The following is a 19,444-nucleotide window of genomic DNA, read 5'->3' as shown; positions in this document are numbered from 1 at the left end:
CAGAATCGGCAAAGTCCGGTGCGCCACAACGTGCCTTGGTACGTCACGTTAGCGGCGCGACGAGGCAGATCTAAACCTCGCGTTTGCGCGCAATGTTCAGTACGGGCGACATGCGTGCTGCGCTGCCGCGCGTCACTGTGCGGGCGGGCAACTAGACTGCACGGCTTTATCGCTACTGGAGCAATGTATGGCAACGCAGTACGTGCCGGTTTCCTTGATTGGCGTCCCCACCGACATCGGTGCGGGCCACCGAGGTGCGCGCATGGGGCCGGAGGCGCTACGCATCGCCGGCCTGCAGGAGGCGCTGGTCGGCCGCGGCGTGGAGGTGCGCGATCTGGGCAATCTGGATGGCCCGCGCAATCCCTGGCAGGCGCCGCAGGCCGGCTACCGGCATCTGGACGAAGTGGTGGCGTGGAACCAGGCGCTGATGGACGCCAGCTATGCCGAACTGCGTGCCGAGCGCATGCCGGTCATGCTCGGTGGCGACCATTGCCTGGGCATCGGCTCGATCACGGCGGTGGCCAAGTACTGCCGCGAGCAGGGCAGGCCGTTGCGGGTGCTGTGGCTGGATGCGCATTCGGATTTCAACACCAGCGAGGTGACCCCTTCGGGCAACGTGCACGGCATGCCGGTGGCCTGCCTGTGCGGGCTGGGCCCCGAGGCGCTGACGCACCTGGGTGGCAGTGCGCCGGCGTTGTTGCCCGAGCAGGTGCGGCAGATCGGCATCCGCTCGGTGGACCCGGAGGAGAAGCGGCTGATCAAGCAGCACCGCATCGATGTGTACGACATGCGCTACATCGACGAAGCCGGTATGAAGCGCACCATGGAAGCGGCATTGCAGGGCATGAGCGCCGATACGCACCTGCACGTAAGTTTCGATGTGGATTTCCTCGACCCCAGCATCGCGCCGGGCGTGGGCACCACCGTGCCCGGTGGCCCCAACTACCGCGAGGCGCAATTGGTGATGGAAATGATTGCCGACACCGGGCGCATGGGGTCGCTGGATATCGTCGAGCTCAACCCGGTGCTGGACAACCGCAATGCGACCGCCGAACTGGCGGTGGATCTGGTCGAAAGCCTGTTTGGCAAGTCGACGCTGATGCGCGATTGATCCGTACCGAGCGCACCGCGCCGCGTTCACATCAAATCCACGGCCGCGCAGTCAGATTTGGCGCCAAGCCAGGTGCGCTGGCACCGTGATAGAACGAGGACAAGCGATGAAGCGACTGCTGACACTGATGGTGCTGGGCCTGTTTTCGGCCGGCGTGATGACGGGCTGCAACACCGTGGCCGGCGCCGGCAAGGACATGCAGGGTGCGGGCAACAAGGTCGAGAAAACGGCCGAAAAGTGCAGCGACGGTAAGTGCTGATCCGCCACATCGCGTGGTCTTGTTGAATTGATCGATCTGCGGCAACGCGCCGCTTTACCCATGAGGAGTATGTTATGAAGCGTGCAATTGTGCTGCTGGTGCTGTCGATGTTGTCGGTGGGAATGCTGGCGGGTTGCAACACCGTCGCAGGTGCCGGCAAGGACGTGCAGGGCGCTGGCGAGAAGGTGGAAGACGCAGCGCGTAAGTAATCTTTCGCCGCGTGCAGACAAACGGGCCGCAAGGCCCGTTTTTTGTGCGCGCTCTACGTGGAAGGCACGCCTGCCGCCAGCGCTGCAGCGCGCTGCGAGGCCCGCGATGGCAGTGGGCAGCGGTTCAGTGCGGTGATCGGCGGTTTGACACCTTTTGATCCAGGACCAACGCACGCGTGGGCACGCTGGTGCCACGGTCAATCGCGACCGCATCAGCGGAGTCATCGCATGAACAGTGACATCATTTCCGGCAAGTGGACCCAGTTGAAGGGCTAGGCCCAGGCCAAGTGGGGCGATCTTACCGACGACGATTTCAAGGTTGCCGAAGGCAATGCCGAATATCTGCAGGGCAAGCTCCAGGAGCGCTATGGCTGGGATCGCGACCGCGCCCAGACTGAAGTGCGCGCATTCGAAAAGTCGTTGCGCGACGACACCTGAAGGGTGCGCCGACCTGCCGCCGGTTGAGGCGAGCAGCGTGCAGACGACAGGCCGCCCGGTGCGGCCCGTCCTGCGTTCGGGCGTCGAGCCAACCCCCGGTGCCGGTGCGGCGGTGGCAAAAGTGCGGAACCGCTAAACTTGGGGGCTACCCCACCCTGGCATGACGTCGATGACCACCCGTGTCCTTACCGGCATCACCACCTCCGGCACCCCGCATCTGGGCAATTACGTCGGTGCAATCCGCCCGGCCATCCAGGCCAGTGCCGGCGCCGATGCGGAGAGCTTTTATTTCCTGGCCGATCTGCATAGCCTGATCAAGGCCCAGGACCCGGCGCGTACGCAGCGTTCGACGCTGGAAATCGCCGCCACCTGGCTGGCCTGCGGCCTGGACCCGGACAAGGTGTGGTTCTACCGGCAGTCCGATGTGCCCGAAACCACCGAGTTGATGTGGTTGCTGACCTGCGTGGCCGGCAAGGGCATCCTCAATCGCGCGCATGCCTACAAGGCGGCAGTGGACAAGAACCGCGCCGATGGCGAGGACGAGGATGCCGGTGTCACCGCAGGCTTGTTCATGTATCCGGTGCTGATGGCGGCCGATATCCTGATCTTCAATGCGCACAAGGTGCCGGTGGGGCGCGACCAGATCCAGCACATCGAAATGGCACGCGATTTCGCGCAGCGGTTCAATCATGTCTACGGGCGCGACTTTTTTACCTTGCCCGAAGTGGTGATCGACGAGCAGGTGTCCACCTTGCCGGGCCTGGACGGCCGCAAGATGAGCAAGAGCTATAGCAACACCATTCCACTGTTCGCACCGCGCGAGGAATTGCGCAAGCTGGTGTATTCCATCCTTACCGATTCGCGTGCGCCCGGCGAAGCGAAAGACACGCAGGGGTCGGCGTTGTTTCAGCTGTACCAGGCATTTGCCACGCCGCAGGAATCTGCGGCTTTTGCGCAGGCGTTTGCCGATGGCATCGGCTGGGGCGATGCCAAGCAGCAGCTGTTCGAGCGGATCGATCAAGAGATTGCGCCGCTGCGTACACGCTACGAGGCGTTGATGGCAGAGCCAGCCAAGATCGAAGCGATTCTGCGCGCCGGTGGTGCACGTCTGCGCGCGCGCTATGCCACCCCGCTGCTGGCCGAGTTGCGCGATGCGGTGGGCTTGCGCGATCTGTCCAGCCAGGCCGCCACCGCGGCGGTGCAGGCCAGCGAAAAGATCGCGCTGCCGGTGTTCAAGCAATATCGCGAAAGCGATGGGCAGTTCTATTTCAAGTTGAACGATGGCGCGGGTGCATTGCTGCTGCAGAGCGAGGGCTTCGCTTCGCCACGCGATGCCGGACAGGTGATCGCACGGCTGAAGCAGGCTACCCAGGCCAGCGATTTGCAGCTGCCGGGCGTGCATGCGCAAGTGGATGCGGGCGTGATTCTTGCCGCGATGGATGCCTTGCGCGAGGCGTGAACTGCGCGGTGCAGCAGGCGGAGAGTGGGGCGTCGCGGCTGGGTAAGCTCGTGCCTGTGGCAACATGCACGACAGCGACGCCAGGCTTGGGCCTACACTGCAGTTTCGACAGCCGCGGCGGGGTGCCAATGACAGCGACAGCCGAATTCAACATCCACACCATCGATACCGGCTTTGGTGGCGTGCAATTCGACGCGGCGTATCTGGTGATCCAAGCGCAGCACGCTGCCTTGATCGATTGCGGTACCTCGCTATCGGTACCGCAGGTGCTGGCCGCGGTGCAGGCGGCCGGGTTGTCGCCAGCGCAGGTGGAGTGGTTGATCCTGACCCATGTGCATCTGGATCATGCTGGCGGTGCAGGGGCCTTGTTGCGGCATTTGCCCAATGCGCAGGTGCTGGTGCATCCGCGCGGTGCGCCGCACCTGATCGACCCTGCGCGGCTGATTGCCGGCGCCACCGCGGTGTATGGCGAGGCGGAGATGGCGCGCAATTACGGCGTTATCGAGCCGGTGCCGGCCGAGCGCGTGGTGGCGGCGGGCGAGGGTCATACCGTGATGCTGGGTGAGCGCGCGCTGCGCACCCTCGAGACGCCGGGGCATGCGCGCCATCATCTGTGTGTGTGGGATGCGCGCAGCCGCAGCTGGTTCACCGGCGACACCTTCGGCCTGTCGTATCGCCAGTTGGACAGTGCGCGTGGCGCCTTCATCCTGCCGACGTCTTCACCGGTGCAGTTCGAACCCGAGGCCATGCTGCAGTCGATCGCGCGCCTGATGGAGGCCGCACCAGAGGCGATGTATCTGACCCATTACGGCCGTGTCACCTCGCCAGGACCGTTGGCGCGGGCGCTGGGCGAGCAGATTCATGCGATGACCGACATTGCGCTGGGTTGCACGCAGCGTCCGGACCGGCATCGCTGCATGGTGGCGGCGTTGACCCAATTGTATTTGGAACGCGCGCGCCAACATGAGTGTCGGTTGGACGATGCCGCCGTGGAGCGGCTGCTGGCAACAGATATCGAGCTCAACGCGCAAGGGCTGGGCTGTTGGCTGGATCGTGCGGCGCGTACGGGTTAGCGCTCCTGGAGCGACTGATGCCGCCGCTCGAACGCTGTGGCGAATTGTCACGTTGTTTAAAAGCCGATCAGTCGAGTGCGCGGTGCCCTCGCCGCTTGCGGGACACGCCGCAGTACATCCTTGTAGGCTCGATGGCGGCATCCATGCCGCCAACGGTCCCGCAAGCGGCGAGGACACCGCACCAGACAATTTGCTGCTTGTCTAAGTGAACATTGTGCGCAGCGACCATCTCAACGTGTCCCTGTCCGCTCACCGTCGTGGGACCTTCTGCGCAGCGTTCGTGCAGGAGCACGTCCAAGTAAGTACTTGCGGCGTGTTTGCATGGTGGACGGGCAAGGGTTCTGCAGCCAAGCCACAGGTGATTTGCTCTTGAGTTGGCTAACTACGGGTAGCGAGCAGGCGGCGGGTGGATGTGGACAACGCGCTCAGAGCCGCGGCGTACGCGTTGCGCATGCCGATTCCGACCGGCGTCCGCACCTGCCTGGCGGCTGCGCAGTGTTGTTGTTGGCCCTTCTTCGCCACGCACGCAATCCCTGCGATCGACTGCATTCTCCCGTCAGAGCGCTCCTGGATTGGCTGCACGCTTGTAAACTATGTGTCATCTACCGTTGCAAGGCCTCTCCGTGAATCCGATGCGCATCCTGCTGTTGTCTGCCTGCCTGTTTGTGGGAGGTGTGGCGCAGGCCGCCAATGATCTGCCGGGTGGCGGCATCGATGCCGAGGCATTGTCGCGTCACGTGCGCTTGCTGGTGTCGGACGATTTCGAGGGGCGCGCGCCGGCCAGCGCCGGCGAGCAGCGCACGGTCGATTACCTGGTCGAGCAGTTCAAGGCGGCCGGCCTGGAGCCAGGCGGCGAGCAGGGCAGCTGGACCCAGGCCGTGCCGCTGGTGCGCGCGCAGGTGGATGGCTCGGTGCGCGCGAGTCTACGTGTCGGCGGCAAGACCCAGGCGTTGGTCAATGGCAACGATGTGACCCTGCAAAGCCTGCGCCCGCAGCAGGCGGTCGCGTTGAAGAACGCGCCACTGGTGTTCGTCGGTTACGGCATCAGTGCGCCAGAGCGCCAGTGGGACGATTACAAGGGCGTGGACCTGCGCGGAAAGATCGCGGTGGTGCTGATCAACGATGCCGATTTCGAATCGCCGCAGCCGGGCGCGTTCGACGGCAAGGCCGTGACGTATTACGGCCGATGGACCTACAAGTACGAAGAGGCCGCACGGCGCGGCGCGGCCGGTGTGTTGATCGTGCACGAGACGGCACCGGCGGCGTATGGCTGGGCCACCGTGCAGAGCTCGGGCATGTCGCCGTTGTTCGACATCGAGCGCAGCGATGCCGACGCCCGCGCGCAGCATGTGCCGGTGCGTGGCTGGATGCAGCGTGCACTGGCGGTGTCGTTGTTCAAGCAGGCCGGCCTGGATTTCGAACAGGCCAAGCTGCGTGCGCAGCAGCGCGACTTCGCGCCTGTGGCGCTGGGCGATGCGGCGTTGTCGGTGGATTTCAAGCTCAAGCGCGAGCGCGTGGTGACGCATAACGTGGTGGCCAAACTTACCGGCAGTGCGCATCCGGACGAGACGGTGATCTTTTCCGCGCACTGGGATGCGTTCGGGATCGGCAAGGCCGATGCCGGTGGCGATACGGTTCGGCGTGGCGCGGTGGACAACGCCACCGGCGTGGCCAGCGTACTGGAGTTGGCGCGCGTATTCGCAGCCGGCCCCAAGCCGCAGCGCACGTTGTATTTCATCGCGTTGACTGCCGAGGAAAAGGGCCTGCTCGGCGCCAACTACTACGCCGCGCATCCGCTGGCGCCGTTGGACAAGACCGTGGCCGTGCTCAACATGGAAATGTTCAGCCCCGATGGCCCGACCCGCGACATCGCCTCGTGGGGACGTGGGCGGGTGTCGCTGGAAGGCGACCTGGAAACCGCCGCCAAGGCGCGCGGTCGCAGCTACTCGCCGGACCCGAATCTGGAAGCAGGCTTCTTCTACCGCGCCGATCATTTTGCGTTCGCGCGCATGGGTGTGCCGGCGATCACCGCCGGCCCCGGCCTGGACATGCTCGACGGCGGCGTCAAAGCAGGCAAGGCACTGCGCGATAAGTATTTCGCCGAGTGCTACCACCAGCCGTGCGATCGCTGGACCCCGCAATGGGATGCCAGCGGCCATGCCGCCGATACCACGCTGGTCTACGACGTGGGCGTGGCGCTGGCCAATGGCCGGCAGTGGCCGAGCTGGCAGGATGGCTCGGAATTCAAGGCGATCCGTGCCAAGAGCGATGCGGCGCGCAAGTAAGCGCGCAGGAGCGAGAGGGTGCCGTGCCCTCGATCGAGGCCAAGAGCAGCGATCAGGACGCCTGCGCTGATCGCCAGACGGGCGCAGCCGGATTCGATGCGGCATGTGCGCTCGTACACTTGGGATGCTGCACGCTGCCCATGCGCATCGGATGACTGAGCGCTACGCCAAGCGAACGCAACCAATGCTCGGTGGCATGCCCTTGCTCGTGCGTGTGCGCATCCCGCGCGCCGTCCACGCTTGCCAGACGGCTGCTCGGGACGTTGGTCCTCGCGCAGTGCACATGCTGGCGTTGTGATCAACGCCAGCGCATTGAACGACTGCGTATAGGCGTGCCCTACGGCTTGGCGGTATTGGGTGAGTTGCCGCTGCCGGTACGCGTGCTCTTGTCGCTGCCGCTGCATGGATAGCGCTTTGCCAGCGCCTGGACGATCAAGTCGGGTGCGGCTTGGTCCTGGCGTGTATCGGGCAGCGCGCCGATATCGGCGATGACCGCCTGCAGATCGGGCGTGCCGGTGCTGCCCGCCGGCATGCACCAGCCGGTGCGATAGCTGGCGCTGGCGACGCCGAGCAGATACGCGCCGGCGCGGCTGGCCGAGACAAGCACCTTGAACTCGCGTTGCTCCGGCGCGGTGATTTCTGGCGCAAGCGATCCGTCCAGTCCGGCGTCGATCAGCTTGCGGCCGCTGAGTTCCCACGGCTCGGGAGCGCGTGCCGATGCCGTGGCGGACGTTGCGCATAGGGTGACCAGGGCCAGCCAGCGAAGAAGGCGATGCATATGCACGCTCGGATGCGGTGCGACGTGCACCATAGCGCGGCCGGGGTGCGGCGTGTGCTTTGCCATGTGCTCTAGAATTGAAGCTTCCGCTGCACTGCCTGGCACTGTTCCGATGTCTTCCTCTCACGATGCTGCCGCGCCTGCGCGCAGCGGGTTAGTCGTTCTCGCCTTGTTGCTGGTCTACGTGGTGTGGGGCTCGACCTATCTGGCGATCCGATTTGCGCTGGAAGGTGGCGCGCAGCCGCTGACGATGGTGTCCGGCGCACGTTTCATCATCGCCGGTAGCGTGCTCTACAGCGTGCTGCGCTGGCGCGGTGTGGCGGCGCCAACGCGTGCACAGTGGAAGAACGTGGCGCTGATGGGGGCGGCGTTGCTGCTGCTGGGCAACGGCATGGTGGTGCTGGCCGAGCGCAGCGTGTCGTCCGGGCTGGCCGCCACTGCAGTGGCCTCGGTGCCGTTGTGGATGGCCTTGTTTGGCGCGTTGCGCGGCCAGCATGCCAGCGGCGGCGAATGGCTGGGCATCGTGATCGGCTTTCTGGGCGTGGTGTGGCTCAACGCCGGCAGCAGCCTGACCGCGACGCCGGGCGGCCTGGTGTTGCTGCTGATCGCACCGATCGGCTGGGCATTCGGGTCGGTGTGGTCGCGTGGCCGCGATCTGCCTTCGCCGTTCATGACCGCCGCCGGGCAGATGCTGTGCGGCGGCGTGCTGCTGGTCAGTACCGGCCTGCTGATCGGCGAGCGCCCGCAGGTGTGGCCGAGTCCGCAAGGGCTGCTGGCGGTGGCCTACCTGTGCGTGTTCGGCTCGATCGTGGCGTTCACCGCCTACGTGTGGTTGCTGCATCACGTGCGCCCTGCGCTCGCCGGCAGCTACGCCTACGTCAACCCGGTGATTGCGGTCAGCCTGGGCGCCTGGCTCGGCCACGAGCGCTTCAGCGCGCACGACATCGGTGCGATGGCGGTGATCCTGGCCGGCGTGCTGGTGGTCACCTTCGCCAAGGCGCGGCGATGAGCGCGGTGTCGCCGCAGGAAGCGCGCCGCGGGTTGTTGATCACCGCTTCCACCTTCGTGCTGTGGGGGCTGGTGCCGGTGTACTGGCATCTGCTCAAGGCGGTGCCGTCGCTGCAGATCATCGCCCACCGCATCGTGTGGAGCACGGTGCTGGTGGTGGCGTGGCTGCTGGCGAGCTCGGACCTGCGCTGGTGGCGCGGAATTGCCGCGCAGCCCGGCGCGCTGCGCATGCTGGCCGGCAGCAGCGTGGCGATCGCGTTCAACTGGGGCCTGTACATCTGGGCGATCAACGCCGGGCATGTGATCGAGGCCAGCCTTGGGTACTTCATCAACCCGCTGCTGAGCGTCTTGCTGGGCGTGCTGGTGTTGAAAGAGCGCCTGCGCCGCTTCCAGTGGGTGGCGGTGACCTGCGCGGCAGCGGGCGTGCTGTGGCTGACCATCGATGCCGGCGCGCCGCCGTGGATTGCGTTGGGGCTGGCGGTGTCCTTCGGTATTTACGGGTTGCTGCGCAAATTGGTGGCGGTGGATCCGGTGGCCGGGCTGGGCGTGGAAAGCGTGTACCTGTTCGTGCCGGCGCTGCTGCTGGCGGCGTGGGGCGAGCAGGGCCATGGTGGCGCCTTCCTGAGCGGCTGGAGCCTGCGCACCGATGCGATGCTGATCTTCGGCGGCGTGGTGACGGCGCTGCCGTTGATCGGTTTCGCCTACGGGGTGCGGCGCATTCCGTTGTCGCTGGTGGGCATCCTGCAATACATCGCGCCGAGCCTGCAGCTGCTGCTGGGTGTGTGGTTTTTCCACGAGCCATTCGACCAGGGGCGCGCGATTGGTTTTGCGGCGATCTGGGTGGGTTTGCTGCTGTTTGTCGGCGACAGCGTGGTGCGTTCGCGGCAGCCGGTGGTGACGCGCTGAGTCAGCACGTCACCGCACGTCGTGCGTGTGGCCTTCATCAGTGCGATTGCGTCGCGTCAGCGTGCGCGATGGTCGCGCTCAACTGCGCGGCGGCGCGAACGGGCTGGCCACTGCCAGCGTGGACGCGGGCAGCGCCTGCGGTGCAGGGCAATGGCTGGGGTCTTGTTGCACCTGTGCCAGCCATTGGTCGATCGGTCCGCCGAGCACGTCCAGCCGCAGTGGCAGGCTCAAATGGTTTTCGCCAGGCAGTTCGAGGTAATGCGCACGCGCGCTGGCCAGGGCCAGTGCGCGGCCATGCGCCACCGGAATGTGCTGATCGGCATCGCCATGCAACAGCAGCACGCAGCTGCGCGTGTCGGCCAGGGCGTGCGCGACATCGACACGGTCCAGGTCCAGCTTGAGCTGGGTGTCGGCCGCCGCAATCACCGCGTCGATATTCTGGTCGGCATAGCGCCAGCGCGCATACGCCGCCACTGCCCGCCCACGCCAGCCGTGCGGTTGGCTGGCGAGCAGGTGCGGCACCATGTCGCGAATGCCGCGCCCGGCATTGGCGAAGGATTCCATTGCCACCACGCCGGTTACGCGCGAGCCGAGTTTGTCGGCAGTAAACAGCGCGGTGGCCGCACCGTAGGAAATACCGAACAGATACAGCGGCCCGCGGATTTCGCCGCGTGGTTGCAGTGAGTCGAGCACATCGATGACGTCGTCGGACTCGCGTGTGCCGTAGCCGGAGAGGCCGCCGCCGGAATGACCATGATTGCGAAGGTCGATGGTGACCACGCGGTAGCCGGCTTGCGCAAGCTGCAGCGACCAGGGCAGCAGCGAGTCGCCATCCATCATCCAGCCGTGCAGCAGCACTACGGTGCCGCGCGGCGCTGGCGGTTTGGCAGTCGGTAGCTTGAAACTGAAATCCACATCCAGCGCATGCGCCGGGTCGGTGCGCTGCCCCAGGTAGCGATAGTGCATGGCGTACTGGCCGGGGTCGATCGCGCGCCAGAAGATCGGCACGCCATCCCGCGTCACCACATGCCCGCTGCGGTTGGGCACCGTGGCGATGGTGGCGGCAATGCGTTCTTCGTCCAGTAGCGGCGAGGTGCCACCGGGCGCAACCAGGCGCTCGCTGAGCGAGGTCGAAGAAGAGGAGCAGCCGGCCAGCCACAGGCAGGCACAGACCAGCACAAGCAGGCGCGTCATGGCGATCGATCGATGCAGCAAACGGCCGAGCAGGCTACGGCCTGCCCGACCCGCGCATCTACCGCACTGCAGTGACAAAACCATGACAGCCTGCAATGTGTTCAGCCGCAGCCGCCACGCGCTGTGCTCCGGCTGTCACCAATCCCCACTCCCGACTCCCTGCGGGCGAACAGCCTACACCTCACGCAACGCCGTGGTAATCGGCAGGCGCGCCGCACGCAGCGCCGGAAACAGCCCGCCCACCAGGCCGATGCCCAGCGCCCATTTCAGCCCGCTCCAGAGCAGCTGCGGCGAGACCTTGAACTGGAACACCACCTGGCTGAAGTTGCTGCCCAGCGTGGAGACGGTGTAACCGTTGAACACCGCCCAGGCGATCACTCCGCCCAGCAGCCCGCCCAGCAATGCCAGGAGCATGGTTTCCAGCATCAGCGCCATGATCACCGGCGTGCCGCGGAAGCCGATCGCACGCATGGTGGCGATCTCGCGCGCGCGCGTGGCCACCGCTGCGTACATGGTGTTGAGCGCGCCGAATACCGCGCCCACTGCCATGATCGCCCCGATCACCGTGCCCAGGATGCTGATCAGCTTGTTCAGCCCGCCGCCCTGCTTGCCGTAATAGGCGCGGGTGGTTTCCACATCCAGCTTGAGCCGCGGATCGGCGGCCATGGCGGTCTTGAACGCGCTGAAGCCTGCCTTGCCGTTGGTGCGCACGCTGATCGATTGATAGGCGCTGCGGTTGTAGGTGGTGGCCAGGGTCTGCGCATCGGTCCAGAGCTCCGAATCGTGCGCATCGCCGGAGGCGAACACGCCCACCACCGTCCACTGCTGGCTGCCAAGCGTGAGGGTCTTGCCCAGCTCCAGTCCGCGGAACTGGTTCAACGCGCCCTTGCCCACCACCATTTCGCGCAGGCCGGTGTTGAAGCGGCGGCCCTGCACGATCTTGACCTTGTCATGCACGGCCCAGGCCTGTTCGCCAACGCCGCGCAGTTGTGCGTTGACGTCGGTGCCGTCGGAGCGGGAGGCGATGTTCACTACCTGCGATAATTCCGGCGACAGCATCGGGCGGCCATTGGCATCGGCGGCGATGCCGGGCAGGCTGCCGATCAGCGGCACCAGGTCGCGGGTGATCACCGAGTTGGTTTCGGCCTGCGAACCGCCGCGCAGGACAATGGCGGTGGTGTCGTCGCCGGTGCTGTTGAGCGTGGCCTGGAAGCCCTGGCCCATTGCCAGCATCGCCACCAGCACGCCGACCACGCCGGCAATGCCGACCACGATCACCGAGCTGGACCCCCAGCGCTGCGGCAGCGTGGCGATACCGATGCGTGCGGCAGCCAGCGAGAGCCTGCCGCTGCGTGTGGCCACCAGCCACACCGCCAGCAATCCACCGATCGGCAGCAGCACCATCCACGGCAGTGCGATCCAGGCAGCCAGCCCGATCGCCAGCAGCACGACCGACAGCGCGTTGACCCCACGATCTTTCCATTTGCGTTGCATGTGCGTGCTCCTGTCAGCGGCCGGCGAGTGCATCGACGATCTTCAAGCGCTGCGCGCGTAACGCCGGCAGCACACCCACCACGATGCCGATGCCGGCCATCAGCCCGAAGGCGACCAGCCAGGTCTGCAGCGGCACGCTCTGGGTCGGCATCAGCCCACCGCTGCGTGCTGCAACGGCCGGGATCACCAGCGCGGCCAATCCCATGCCGATCAAACCGCCCAGGCCGATCAGCAACATCGACTCCACCATCACCAGGCTCAGCACGGTGCGGTCCTGAAAGCCCAGCGTCTTGAGCGTGGCCAGCTCCGGAATCCGCTCGCGCACGGCCTGGGCCATGGTGTTGCCGGTCAGCAGCAGCAAGGTGAAAAACACCGCGGCCATGATCGAGGTGACGATCAGGCCGATATCGGCGAACTGTTTGACGAAGGCCTGCTGAAATGCCGATTCGGTCTGCGACTTGGTTTCATGGTCGGAGTTGGCCGACAACGCATCGATGGCCTGTGCCACGCGCGATGCCTGGTCGGCATTGCGCAGCGTCACCGTGTACCAACTCACCCTGCTTTTGATGTAGTCGTTGGACTCGTCGAAGTACTTCCAGTTCATCATCAACTGGCGTTCCTGGTTGGCCGCCACGGTGCGGTCTTTCATGCGGAAGATGCCGACCAGTTGCAGCGGCCAGTCATTGCTGCCGCCGCGCGGAAAGATGGTGGCCTGCAGCGGAATGGTGTCGCCGATCTTCCAGCCGTTTTCCTTGGCCAGGCTTTCGCCAACGATCGCGCCGGTGCGCGTGGTCTGGAACGCCTTGAGCTGATCCTTGGGCAATTGATATTCGCTGTACACATCGAAGAAATTGGGCGCCACCGAAAAATTCGGGAAGAAATTCTTCGGGTCGCGGTAGATGCCGCCGAACCACATTGCCGAAGTCACATCGCGTACGCCCGGCACGCTGCGGATCTGGTTTTCCAGAGTGATCGGCAACGACTGGGTGATCGACAAGCGCGATGCCACCACCAGCCGGTCCACGCCGCTGACGCTACCGCCGGAGGTGAAGGCCACGCGCACCGAATCGAGCATGCCGAACAATAAAAACGCCGCGACCACCGAGAGCAGGGTCAGCAAGGTGCGGGTCTTGCTGCGGAACAACTGCGCCCAAACCAGCGAGAGATACTTCATGGCAGCGCTCCCTTACAGTGCAAGCGGCGCGTCGGCCAGCTCGCCCTTGTCCAGATGGATGGTGTGGGTGGCGTATTCGGCGGCCTTGGGGTCGTGGGTAACCATCACGATGGTCTTGCCGTGTTCGCGATTGAGCTCCTGCAGCAGGCGCAGGATTTCTTCGGCGTTGTGGCGGTCCAGGTCGCCGGTCGGCTCGTCGCAGATCAGGAAGGTGGGATCAGACACGATTGCGCGCGCAATCGCCACGCGTTGCTGCTGGCCACCGGACAGTTCGCTGGGCTTGTGGTTGCGGCGCTCCTGCAGGCCGACCAGGGTCAATGCGATCTCGGCATTGCGCTTGCGTTGGGCGGCATTGAGCGAGGTGAGCAGCAACGGGAGCTCCACGTTCTTCTGCGCGGTGAGCATCGGCATCAGGTTGTAGAACTGGAACACGAAACCGACGTGGTGACTGCGCCAGGTCGCCAGCTGCCCACCGCTCATGCGGTCGATACGTTCGCCTTCAATTTCGATCTCGCCACCGCTGGGGTTGTCCAGCCCGCCGATCAGGTTGAGCAAGGTGGTCTTGCCGGAGCCAGACGGCCCCATCAGTGCAACGAAATCGCCGCTGGCGATCTCCAGATCGATGCCGTGCAGCACCTGCACCTGCTCGGGGCCGCGTTGGTAGGTCTTGGTGATGTTGCGCAAACTGACGAGAGCGGACATGGCAACTCCTGGCGGTGCGATGGAAGAAAGGAAGCGCTGCGCAGAGCGATGGCGAATGTGAGGCGGCTGCAGTAACACGGTGAGCTGAAATGCGATGAAGCGATGCGGCAAGTGCAGGCAAGGCACCGAGTGCTGTTGCGACACATGTGCCACGCACGTTGCGGTGTCTGAAACGTGCGTGCGACAACGCTGGCTGAAAATGGTGAAGACCTGCGCCAGCGCAGATGCGCGGGCACGCGGCCGATACCGCATTACTGGATTCAGCAGCGTTGTCGCTGCGCGGCGCAGGCGCCTGCACCGCTGCCGTTTCCATCAACGCGCTTTGCGTGCTTCTGAGTGGTTGCTGCCTGCGCGGTTTGTCGTAGTGCGTTACTCGGCAGCGTCCGGTTCTGCGTCGGTCACCTTGTCGCCATCCTTCAAGGCTTGCGGCGGATTCAGTACCACGCTGTCGCCTGCGGCCAGGCCGGAGAGCACCTGCCTGTCCTCGCCCATCACCATCCCGGTCGTGACGGCACGCGCGCTGACGATGTTCTGTTCGCCGACCACGAACGCAACCGTGCGCGTATCGCGCTCCACCAGTGCGGCGGCCGGGACGCGCACGCCCTGCGGCTGGGTTGCCTGTTGCGGTTTGGCCTGCTCCAGAAAGCTGACCCGGACACCCATTTCCGGTACGATGCGCGGGTCCTTGACCTTGAGCGCCACGCGCACTTTCACCGTGGCCTTGCCGCGGTCGGCGGTGGGGATGATGGCGATGACCTCGCCTGGAATCTTCCATTCCGGATAGGCATTGAGCACCGCTTCCACCGGCATCTTGGGTTGCACGCGGCCGATGTAGGACTCGCCCACTTCCACCTCGATTTCCAGCGATTCCATGTCCACGATGGTGCCGATGCCGGTGCGGGTGAACCCGCCGCCGGCCGACAACGGGGAGACGATTTCGCCCGGCTGCGCGGCCTTGGCCGTCACCACGCCGGCAAACGGCGCGCGCACCACGTTGAAGTCCGAGCGGATGCCGGCGATGGCCAGTTGGTCGGAGGCGACCTGCACGTTGCGCTGGGCGTTCTGCAACTGCGCACGTAAGGCATCGCGCTGCGCAACGGCCTGGTCGTATTGCGAGCGCGACACCAGCTGCGCACCCACCAACGATTGCAGGCGCGTGGCATCGGCGTTGGCCACCGCCAGTTGCGCCTGCATGTTGTCGACCTGGCTGCGTGCGGCCGACAACTGCGAGGCCGACAGGGCGCGCTGCGCATCGGCATCGAGCGGGTCGAGGGCGGCCATCACCTGGCCTTGTTCGACGCGCATGCCTTCTTCGATCATCACCTCGCGCACCTTGCCGGTAACTTGCGCCGACACCGTGGCCATGCGTCGTGCCACCACATAGCCGGAGGCGTCCAGCACCGATGCGCTGCTGCTACCGGCGCTGATCGCCACCACCGGCGCGGTCTGCACCTTCACCACCGGCCGGCGCGTGAACCACCACGCGGCGGCGGCCAGCACGATGACGACGATCACTGCAGCGAGGATCCAGCCGGTACGGCGGGCGGGCGGCGGCGTGGCAGGGCGCTGGCGGTCGATGCGGAGTTGCTTGAGCAGATCGGCGGAAGTGTTCATCGATGACCAGGACGGAAGGCTGCGCGAAATGTGACGGTCTGCAGGCGATGCCGCAAGCTGCCGGAAGTCACCAACTGCGGTGCGGCGACGAACGGTCGATGCGCCGATGCCACCGCCAGATGGTGCGCAGCATGCAGTCAGCGCGGCGCGCTCACCAGTGACAGCTGTCATCCGCACACCATGACACCGGCAACTCGTGCGCCAGCGCTGCGGGCGGCAATACTGGAAGCTCCTCGGCAATCCGCGACCGGCATGCTTTCCCTGCATTTGCACACTGCACGTCTCTGGCTTACGTCTGCGCAGGCCAATCGCAACCTCGGTAGGCGATCGCAGCGCAGCCATCACCAGGAACATGCATGAGGCCGCTCACCCATCTCGTCCTGCACGCAGCCGCACGCAGGCGGGCCCGGCAGTGGCAGAATCCGCTCACCCACACGGACCTTGTCTGATGCGCCTCCGGTTACCCGCATGGCTTCGTCCCGCCGCCAGTTCGCAGGTGGCCGCGCGTCTGGCGCAGGGCCAATCGCCATGGATGGATAGCGTGCACCTGTTCTGGTCGGCCTGGGTGTTCGTGGTGCCGGCGTTTTCTGCGCGTGGCTACGACAGGACCTGGCTGTTGTGCACGCTGGCGTCGTATCCGGTGTTTGTGCTGCTGTACGCACGCATGTTGCTGGCGCCGCGCGGCACCTTGTACCGCTATGCCTGGGCGATGGCGGCGCTGAGCGCCGCCTTGCTGCCGGTGTACGCGGCAGGGCTCAGCTATTTCGTGTTCGCCTGCCTGACCTTGCGCCCCTCCACGCGGCACGCGTTGTGGCGGCACTTTGCGATGTTGCTGCTGATGAATGCGCTGTACCTGAGCTGGGCGCACTGGCTTGGCTTGAGCCTGCAGGCGCTGGTGTGGATGCCGGTGACGGTGCTCGGCATGGCCGCCGTGGGCGCGGTGTACAGCATCAACGAACGCAAGGACGCGTTGCTGCGCTTGTCGCAGGACGAAGTTCGCCGTTTGGCAGCCACTGCCGAACGCGAGCGCATCGGCCGCGACCTGCACGATCTGCTTGGCCACACCCTGTCGTTGGTGGCGCTCAAATCCGATCTGGCTGCGCGCCTGATCGAGCGCGACCCGCAGGCCGCACGCAACGAGATCGACGCGGTGGCGCAGGTCTCGCGCGAGGCATTGGCGCAGGTACGACGTGCGGTCACCGGTATCCGTGCTGCCGGCCTGGTGGCCGAACTGGCATCTGCGCGCGTGCTGCTGGACCTGGACGGCATTGCGCTGGAGCAACACCTGGAGCCGCTGGCCTTGCCGCCCGAGCATGAAACCGCGCTGGCCCTGGTCGTGCGCGAGGCGGCCACCAATGTGCAGCGCCACGCCCAGGCAAAACGTGTGCATGTGCAGCTGCGCACGCACGGCGAGCAGGCGATGCTGGAAATCACCGACGACGGCCGCGGCGGCGTGATCGTGCCTGGCAACGGCCTGGACGGCATGCGCGCACGCCTGCACGCCCTGGGTGGCGCGCTGGATGTGCAGGCCATGCCGCGCGGCATGCGATTGCGCGCCAGTCTGCCGCTGCCGCGACCTGCAGTTGTCCCCGCAACGTCGCCGCCGGTGATGCCGCAGCCGCTTTGACGCGCCTTTGGTTGCGCTGCCAAGTGCACGGCATGTGGCAGCGCTGCTATCGTGCGCAACCGTTGCATGCATGCGAGCGCGACCGATGATCCGGGTGTTGTTGGCGGAAGACCAAGCCTTGCTGCGTGGCGCGCTGGTGGCCTTGCTCGGGCTGGAGGACGATATTGCGGTGGTCGGCAGCGCCGGCGATGGCGAAAGCGCGTGGCGCGAACTGCAGCGCCTGCAGCCGGACGTGCTGGTCACCGATATCGAAATGCCTGGCCTGACCGGGCTGGAACTGGCGCAGCGGATCCAGCGCCAGGCGTTGCCGGTACGCGTCATGATCGTCACCACGTTCGCGCGACCGGGATTTTTGCGCCGTGCCCTGGATGCCGGCGTGGCCGGGTATCTGTTCAAGGATGCGCCCGCCGAACAACTGGTCGATGCGTTGCGCCAGGTGCACCGCGGCGGGCGGGTGATCGACCCGCAGCTGGCCATCGATGCGTGGGTGGAAGCAGACCCTTTGAGCGAACGCGAACGGACGGTGCTGCGACTGGCCGGCGAAGGCCGCTCCGCCAGCGAGATCGCGCAGCAGTTGCAGCTCTCGCACGGCACGGTGCGCAATTACCTGTCCGAATGCATCGGCAAGTTGGGTGTGGCCAATCGGATCGAAGCGTATCGGTTGGCGCGGCAGAAAGGCTGGTTGTAACTGCTGGCGGACGCCGCGGTGCGTGATCGCCAGGCGTGTTTAGCGTGCGCCATCGGCACAGTGCTGCTGATCGCAAAGCGGGCGTTGCCAGAGCGTTGAATCGGCAGAGCTCATGCGAGCGGTTGGTCGCCGCACTGCAGCCATGCATCGCGTGCACACGTGTGCGGCATCGTGTAAGCAAGCGTGCTGCGACGTTGCACGCATGCGTGCTTGCTTTGCGATCGTTTCGATACGCGTCTGCTTGCCTGGGCCATCGGTTGTAGGGCGATCAACAGCTATTCCAAATGCATGCGAAGGCATGCCTTCATCGCACAGGTACACTTCCGGATGATCGTCACCACCACGAGTAACTGCATGAAATCGATATGGCTGTTGGGCTTGCTGCTGATCTGCGCATTCAATGCGTCGGCCGAGCAATTCAAGATCTTGGTGGCTGCCATTCCCAACCAGTATCACCACGACTATATCCCCGTGGCCAAACCGCAATTCGAAGCGATGGCGCGCAAGCATGATGTCGAGCTGGTGTGGGCGTGGAATGCCAAAGCCTTCGATGGCGATCTGTCGCACTACGCGGCCATTGTGTTGCTCAATACGCCAGCCACCGATCTGGATCCCGCCCAGCGGGCCAACTTCCAAAAATATGTGCGCAACGGCGGCGGCGTGGTCGCCGTGCACAAGGCCTTTGCGATCAAGCGCGGTGAGTGGGAGTGGTACGACCACATGATCGGCCGCTCGTTCCGCACCCATCCGTACCTGCAAACGGCGATGGTGGATGTGGCCGAGGCCAATTTCCCGGCCACGGCCGGCCTGCCCAAGCGTTGGGTGTGGAGCGACGAATGGTACGAATACGATCCGCCCTACAGCGACGATCTGGTCACGCTGCTCACCGTCGACGAACGCAGTTACGACCCCACGCTGATCTGGCCAGGACAGGTCGCCAAGGGCATGGGCCAACAGCACCCGGTGGCGTGGTATCACCACTTCGAAGGTGGCCGCGTGTTCGCCACTGCGCTGGGCCACCAGGCCGAAGCCTATAACGACCCACGCTATCTGGAGCATTTGTACGGTGGGATCTATTGGGCGGCTACCGGCAAGGGCATCGAATCATCTGCGCCAGCGGCCAAAACACAACGCCGGCACTAGCCCCCTCTCCCCGCGTGAGAGGGGTTCGGGTGAGGGTATGCGGCAACGCCACTCCAGACGGCAGTTAACCCGCTGCTTTGCCCGCACCCTCATCCGCCCCTGCGGGGCACCTTCTCCCGGGGGGAGAAGGCAAGTCACAGCCCCGCTCCCGTCGGGCGAGTGGTTGGGGTGAGGTTATGAGGCAACGCCACTCCAGACGGCAGTTAACCCGCTGCTTTGCCTGCACCCTCATCCGCCCCTGCGGGGCACCTTCTCCCCGAGGGGAGAAGGCAAATCAAAGCC

Annotated in this window: 19 protein-coding genes and 1 pseudogene; 12 read left to right on the top strand and 8 right to left on the bottom strand. The window is 65.3% G+C overall.

Annotated features, from left to right (window positions below; translation table 11 throughout):
• The first annotated feature begins 187 nt into the window (after positions 1 to 187).
• The 6 genes and pseudogenes from rocF (at position 188) to ACCQ03_RS19855 (ending at position 4,549) form a co-directional block, all read left to right on the top strand.
• Complete coding sequence (gene rocF, locus ACCQ03_RS19880; protein WP_057679686.1) at positions 188 to 1,111, top strand: arginase; 924 nt, start codon at positions 188 to 190, stop codon at positions 1,109 to 1,111.
• Between the two features lie 106 nt (positions 1,112 to 1,217).
• Positions 1,218 to 1,370 (top strand): entericidin A/B family lipoprotein, encoded by a 153-nt coding sequence (locus tag ACCQ03_RS19875; protein ID WP_003486606.1) that lies wholly within the window; start codon positions 1,218 to 1,220, stop codon positions 1,368 to 1,370.
• Positions 1,371 to 1,444: 74 nt separating this feature from the next.
• A complete protein-coding gene (locus ACCQ03_RS19870) occupies positions 1,445 to 1,579 on the top strand; it encodes an entericidin A/B family lipoprotein (RefSeq protein ID WP_005914328.1) in 135 nt (44 codons plus the stop codon).
• 228 nt (positions 1,580 to 1,807) lie between these two features.
• Positions 1,808 to 2,017, top strand: a pseudogene (locus ACCQ03_RS19865) (CsbD family protein).
• A 169-nt stretch (positions 2,018 to 2,186) separates the two neighbouring features.
• The gene (locus ACCQ03_RS19860; protein WP_057679685.1) at positions 2,187 to 3,476 is read left to right on the top strand and encodes a tryptophan--tRNA ligase; all 1,290 of its coding nucleotides are present in this window, start codon (positions 2,187 to 2,189) and stop codon (positions 3,474 to 3,476) included.
• Between the two features lie 128 nt (positions 3,477 to 3,604).
• Positions 3,605 to 4,549 carry an MBL fold metallo-hydrolase gene (locus tag ACCQ03_RS19855; RefSeq protein ID WP_081022854.1) on the top strand — a complete coding sequence of 315 codons (945 nt, stop codon included), beginning with the start codon at positions 3,605 to 3,607 and terminating at the stop codon, positions 4,547 to 4,549.
• Positions 4,550 to 4,616: 67 nt separating this feature from the next.
• Here the strand turns inward: ACCQ03_RS19855 and ACCQ03_RS19850 are convergent, their stop codons facing one another.
• The gene (locus tag ACCQ03_RS19850; protein WP_209226158.1) at positions 4,617 to 4,907 is read right to left on the bottom strand and encodes a hypothetical protein; all 291 of its coding nucleotides are present in this window, start codon (positions 4,905 to 4,907) and stop codon (positions 4,617 to 4,619) included.
• 20 nt (positions 4,908 to 4,927) lie between these two features.
• Positions 4,928 to 5,131: a hypothetical protein gene (locus ACCQ03_RS19845; RefSeq protein WP_057687008.1), complete on the bottom strand. Its 204-nt coding sequence runs from the start codon at positions 5,129 to 5,131 to the stop codon at positions 4,928 to 4,930.
• Positions 5,132 to 5,181: 50 nt separating this feature from the next.
• Here ACCQ03_RS19845 and ACCQ03_RS19840 point away from each other — a divergent pair, with 50 nt between their 5' ends.
• Positions 5,182 to 6,834, top strand: coding sequence for a M28 family metallopeptidase (locus ACCQ03_RS19840; protein ID WP_412566724.1), 1,653 nt, complete (start codon positions 5,182 to 5,184; stop codon positions 6,832 to 6,834).
• A gap of 337 nt (positions 6,835 to 7,171) precedes the next feature.
• Here ACCQ03_RS19840 and ACCQ03_RS19835 read toward each other — a convergent pair whose 3' ends face one another.
• Positions 7,172 to 7,645 (bottom strand): Rap1a/Tai family immunity protein, encoded by a 474-nt coding sequence (locus tag ACCQ03_RS19835; protein ID WP_057679690.1) that lies wholly within the window; start codon positions 7,643 to 7,645, stop codon positions 7,172 to 7,174.
• A gap of 31 nt (positions 7,646 to 7,676) precedes the next feature.
• Here ACCQ03_RS19835 and yedA point away from each other — a divergent pair, with 31 nt between their 5' ends.
• Both yedA and rarD read left to right on the top strand, forming a co-directional pair.
• The gene (yedA, locus tag ACCQ03_RS19830; protein ID WP_170922324.1) at positions 7,677 to 8,621 is read left to right on the top strand and encodes a drug/metabolite exporter YedA; all 945 of its coding nucleotides are present in this window, start codon (positions 7,677 to 7,679) and stop codon (positions 8,619 to 8,621) included.
• Positions 8,618 to 9,526, top strand: a complete 909-nt coding sequence (rarD, locus tag ACCQ03_RS19825; RefSeq protein ID WP_209226104.1) for an EamA family transporter RarD — start codon at positions 8,618 to 8,620, stop codon at positions 9,524 to 9,526. The genes yedA and rarD overlap by 4 nt, the downstream gene beginning before the upstream one ends.
• 78 nt (positions 9,527 to 9,604) lie before the next feature.
• Here rarD and ACCQ03_RS19820 read toward each other — a convergent pair whose 3' ends face one another.
• The 5 genes from ACCQ03_RS19820 to ACCQ03_RS19800 form a co-directional block, all read right to left on the bottom strand.
• Positions 9,605 to 10,720, bottom strand: a complete 1,116-nt coding sequence (locus ACCQ03_RS19820; protein WP_057679680.1) for an alpha/beta hydrolase family protein — start codon at positions 10,718 to 10,720, stop codon at positions 9,605 to 9,607.
• Positions 10,721 to 10,894: 174 nt separating this feature from the next.
• On the bottom strand, positions 10,895 to 12,214 hold the full coding sequence (locus tag ACCQ03_RS19815) for an ABC transporter permease (protein WP_057679679.1): 1,320 nt from the start codon (positions 12,212 to 12,214) through the stop codon (positions 10,895 to 10,897).
• Between the two features lie 13 nt (positions 12,215 to 12,227).
• Positions 12,228 to 13,388 carry an ABC transporter permease gene (locus ACCQ03_RS19810; RefSeq protein WP_057679678.1) on the bottom strand — a complete coding sequence of 387 codons (1,161 nt, stop codon included), beginning with the start codon at positions 13,386 to 13,388 and terminating at the stop codon, positions 12,228 to 12,230.
• Between the two features lie 12 nt (positions 13,389 to 13,400).
• Complete coding sequence (locus ACCQ03_RS19805; protein ID WP_005914341.1) at positions 13,401 to 14,090, bottom strand: ABC transporter ATP-binding protein; 690 nt, start codon at positions 14,088 to 14,090, stop codon at positions 13,401 to 13,403.
• A 369-nt stretch (positions 14,091 to 14,459) separates the two neighbouring features.
• Positions 14,460 to 15,704 carry an efflux RND transporter periplasmic adaptor subunit gene (locus ACCQ03_RS19800; protein ID WP_057679677.1) on the bottom strand — a complete coding sequence of 415 codons (1,245 nt, stop codon included), beginning with the start codon at positions 15,702 to 15,704 and terminating at the stop codon, positions 14,460 to 14,462.
• Positions 15,705 to 16,152: 448 nt separating this feature from the next.
• On the opposite strand from ACCQ03_RS19800, the gene ACCQ03_RS19795 reads away from it, so the two are divergent.
• The 3 genes from ACCQ03_RS19795 (at position 16,153) to ACCQ03_RS19785 (ending at position 19,162) form a co-directional block, all read left to right on the top strand.
• A complete protein-coding gene (locus ACCQ03_RS19795) occupies positions 16,153 to 17,331 on the top strand; it encodes a sensor histidine kinase (protein WP_150147157.1) in 1,179 nt (392 codons plus the stop codon).
• An 85-nt stretch (positions 17,332 to 17,416) separates the two neighbouring features.
• The gene (locus tag ACCQ03_RS19790; RefSeq protein ID WP_209226162.1) at positions 17,417 to 18,019 is read left to right on the top strand and encodes a response regulator transcription factor; all 603 of its coding nucleotides are present in this window, start codon (positions 17,417 to 17,419) and stop codon (positions 18,017 to 18,019) included.
• Positions 18,020 to 18,373: 354 nt separating this feature from the next.
• Positions 18,374 to 19,162, top strand: a complete 789-nt coding sequence (locus ACCQ03_RS19785) for a ThuA domain-containing protein (RefSeq protein WP_150147155.1) — start codon at positions 18,374 to 18,376, stop codon at positions 19,160 to 19,162.
• The last annotated feature ends 282 nt before the right edge of the window (positions 19,163 to 19,444 follow it).

It is taken from the genome of Xanthomonas sp. NCPPB 3569, from assembly GCF_041475645.2.
GTDB classification, from domain to species: domain Bacteria; phylum Pseudomonadota; class Gammaproteobacteria; order Xanthomonadales; family Xanthomonadaceae; genus Xanthomonas; species Xanthomonas phaseoli.
Note: the sequence above shows the minus strand (reverse complement) of the source record. Positions and strands in the feature narration are given on the sequence as shown.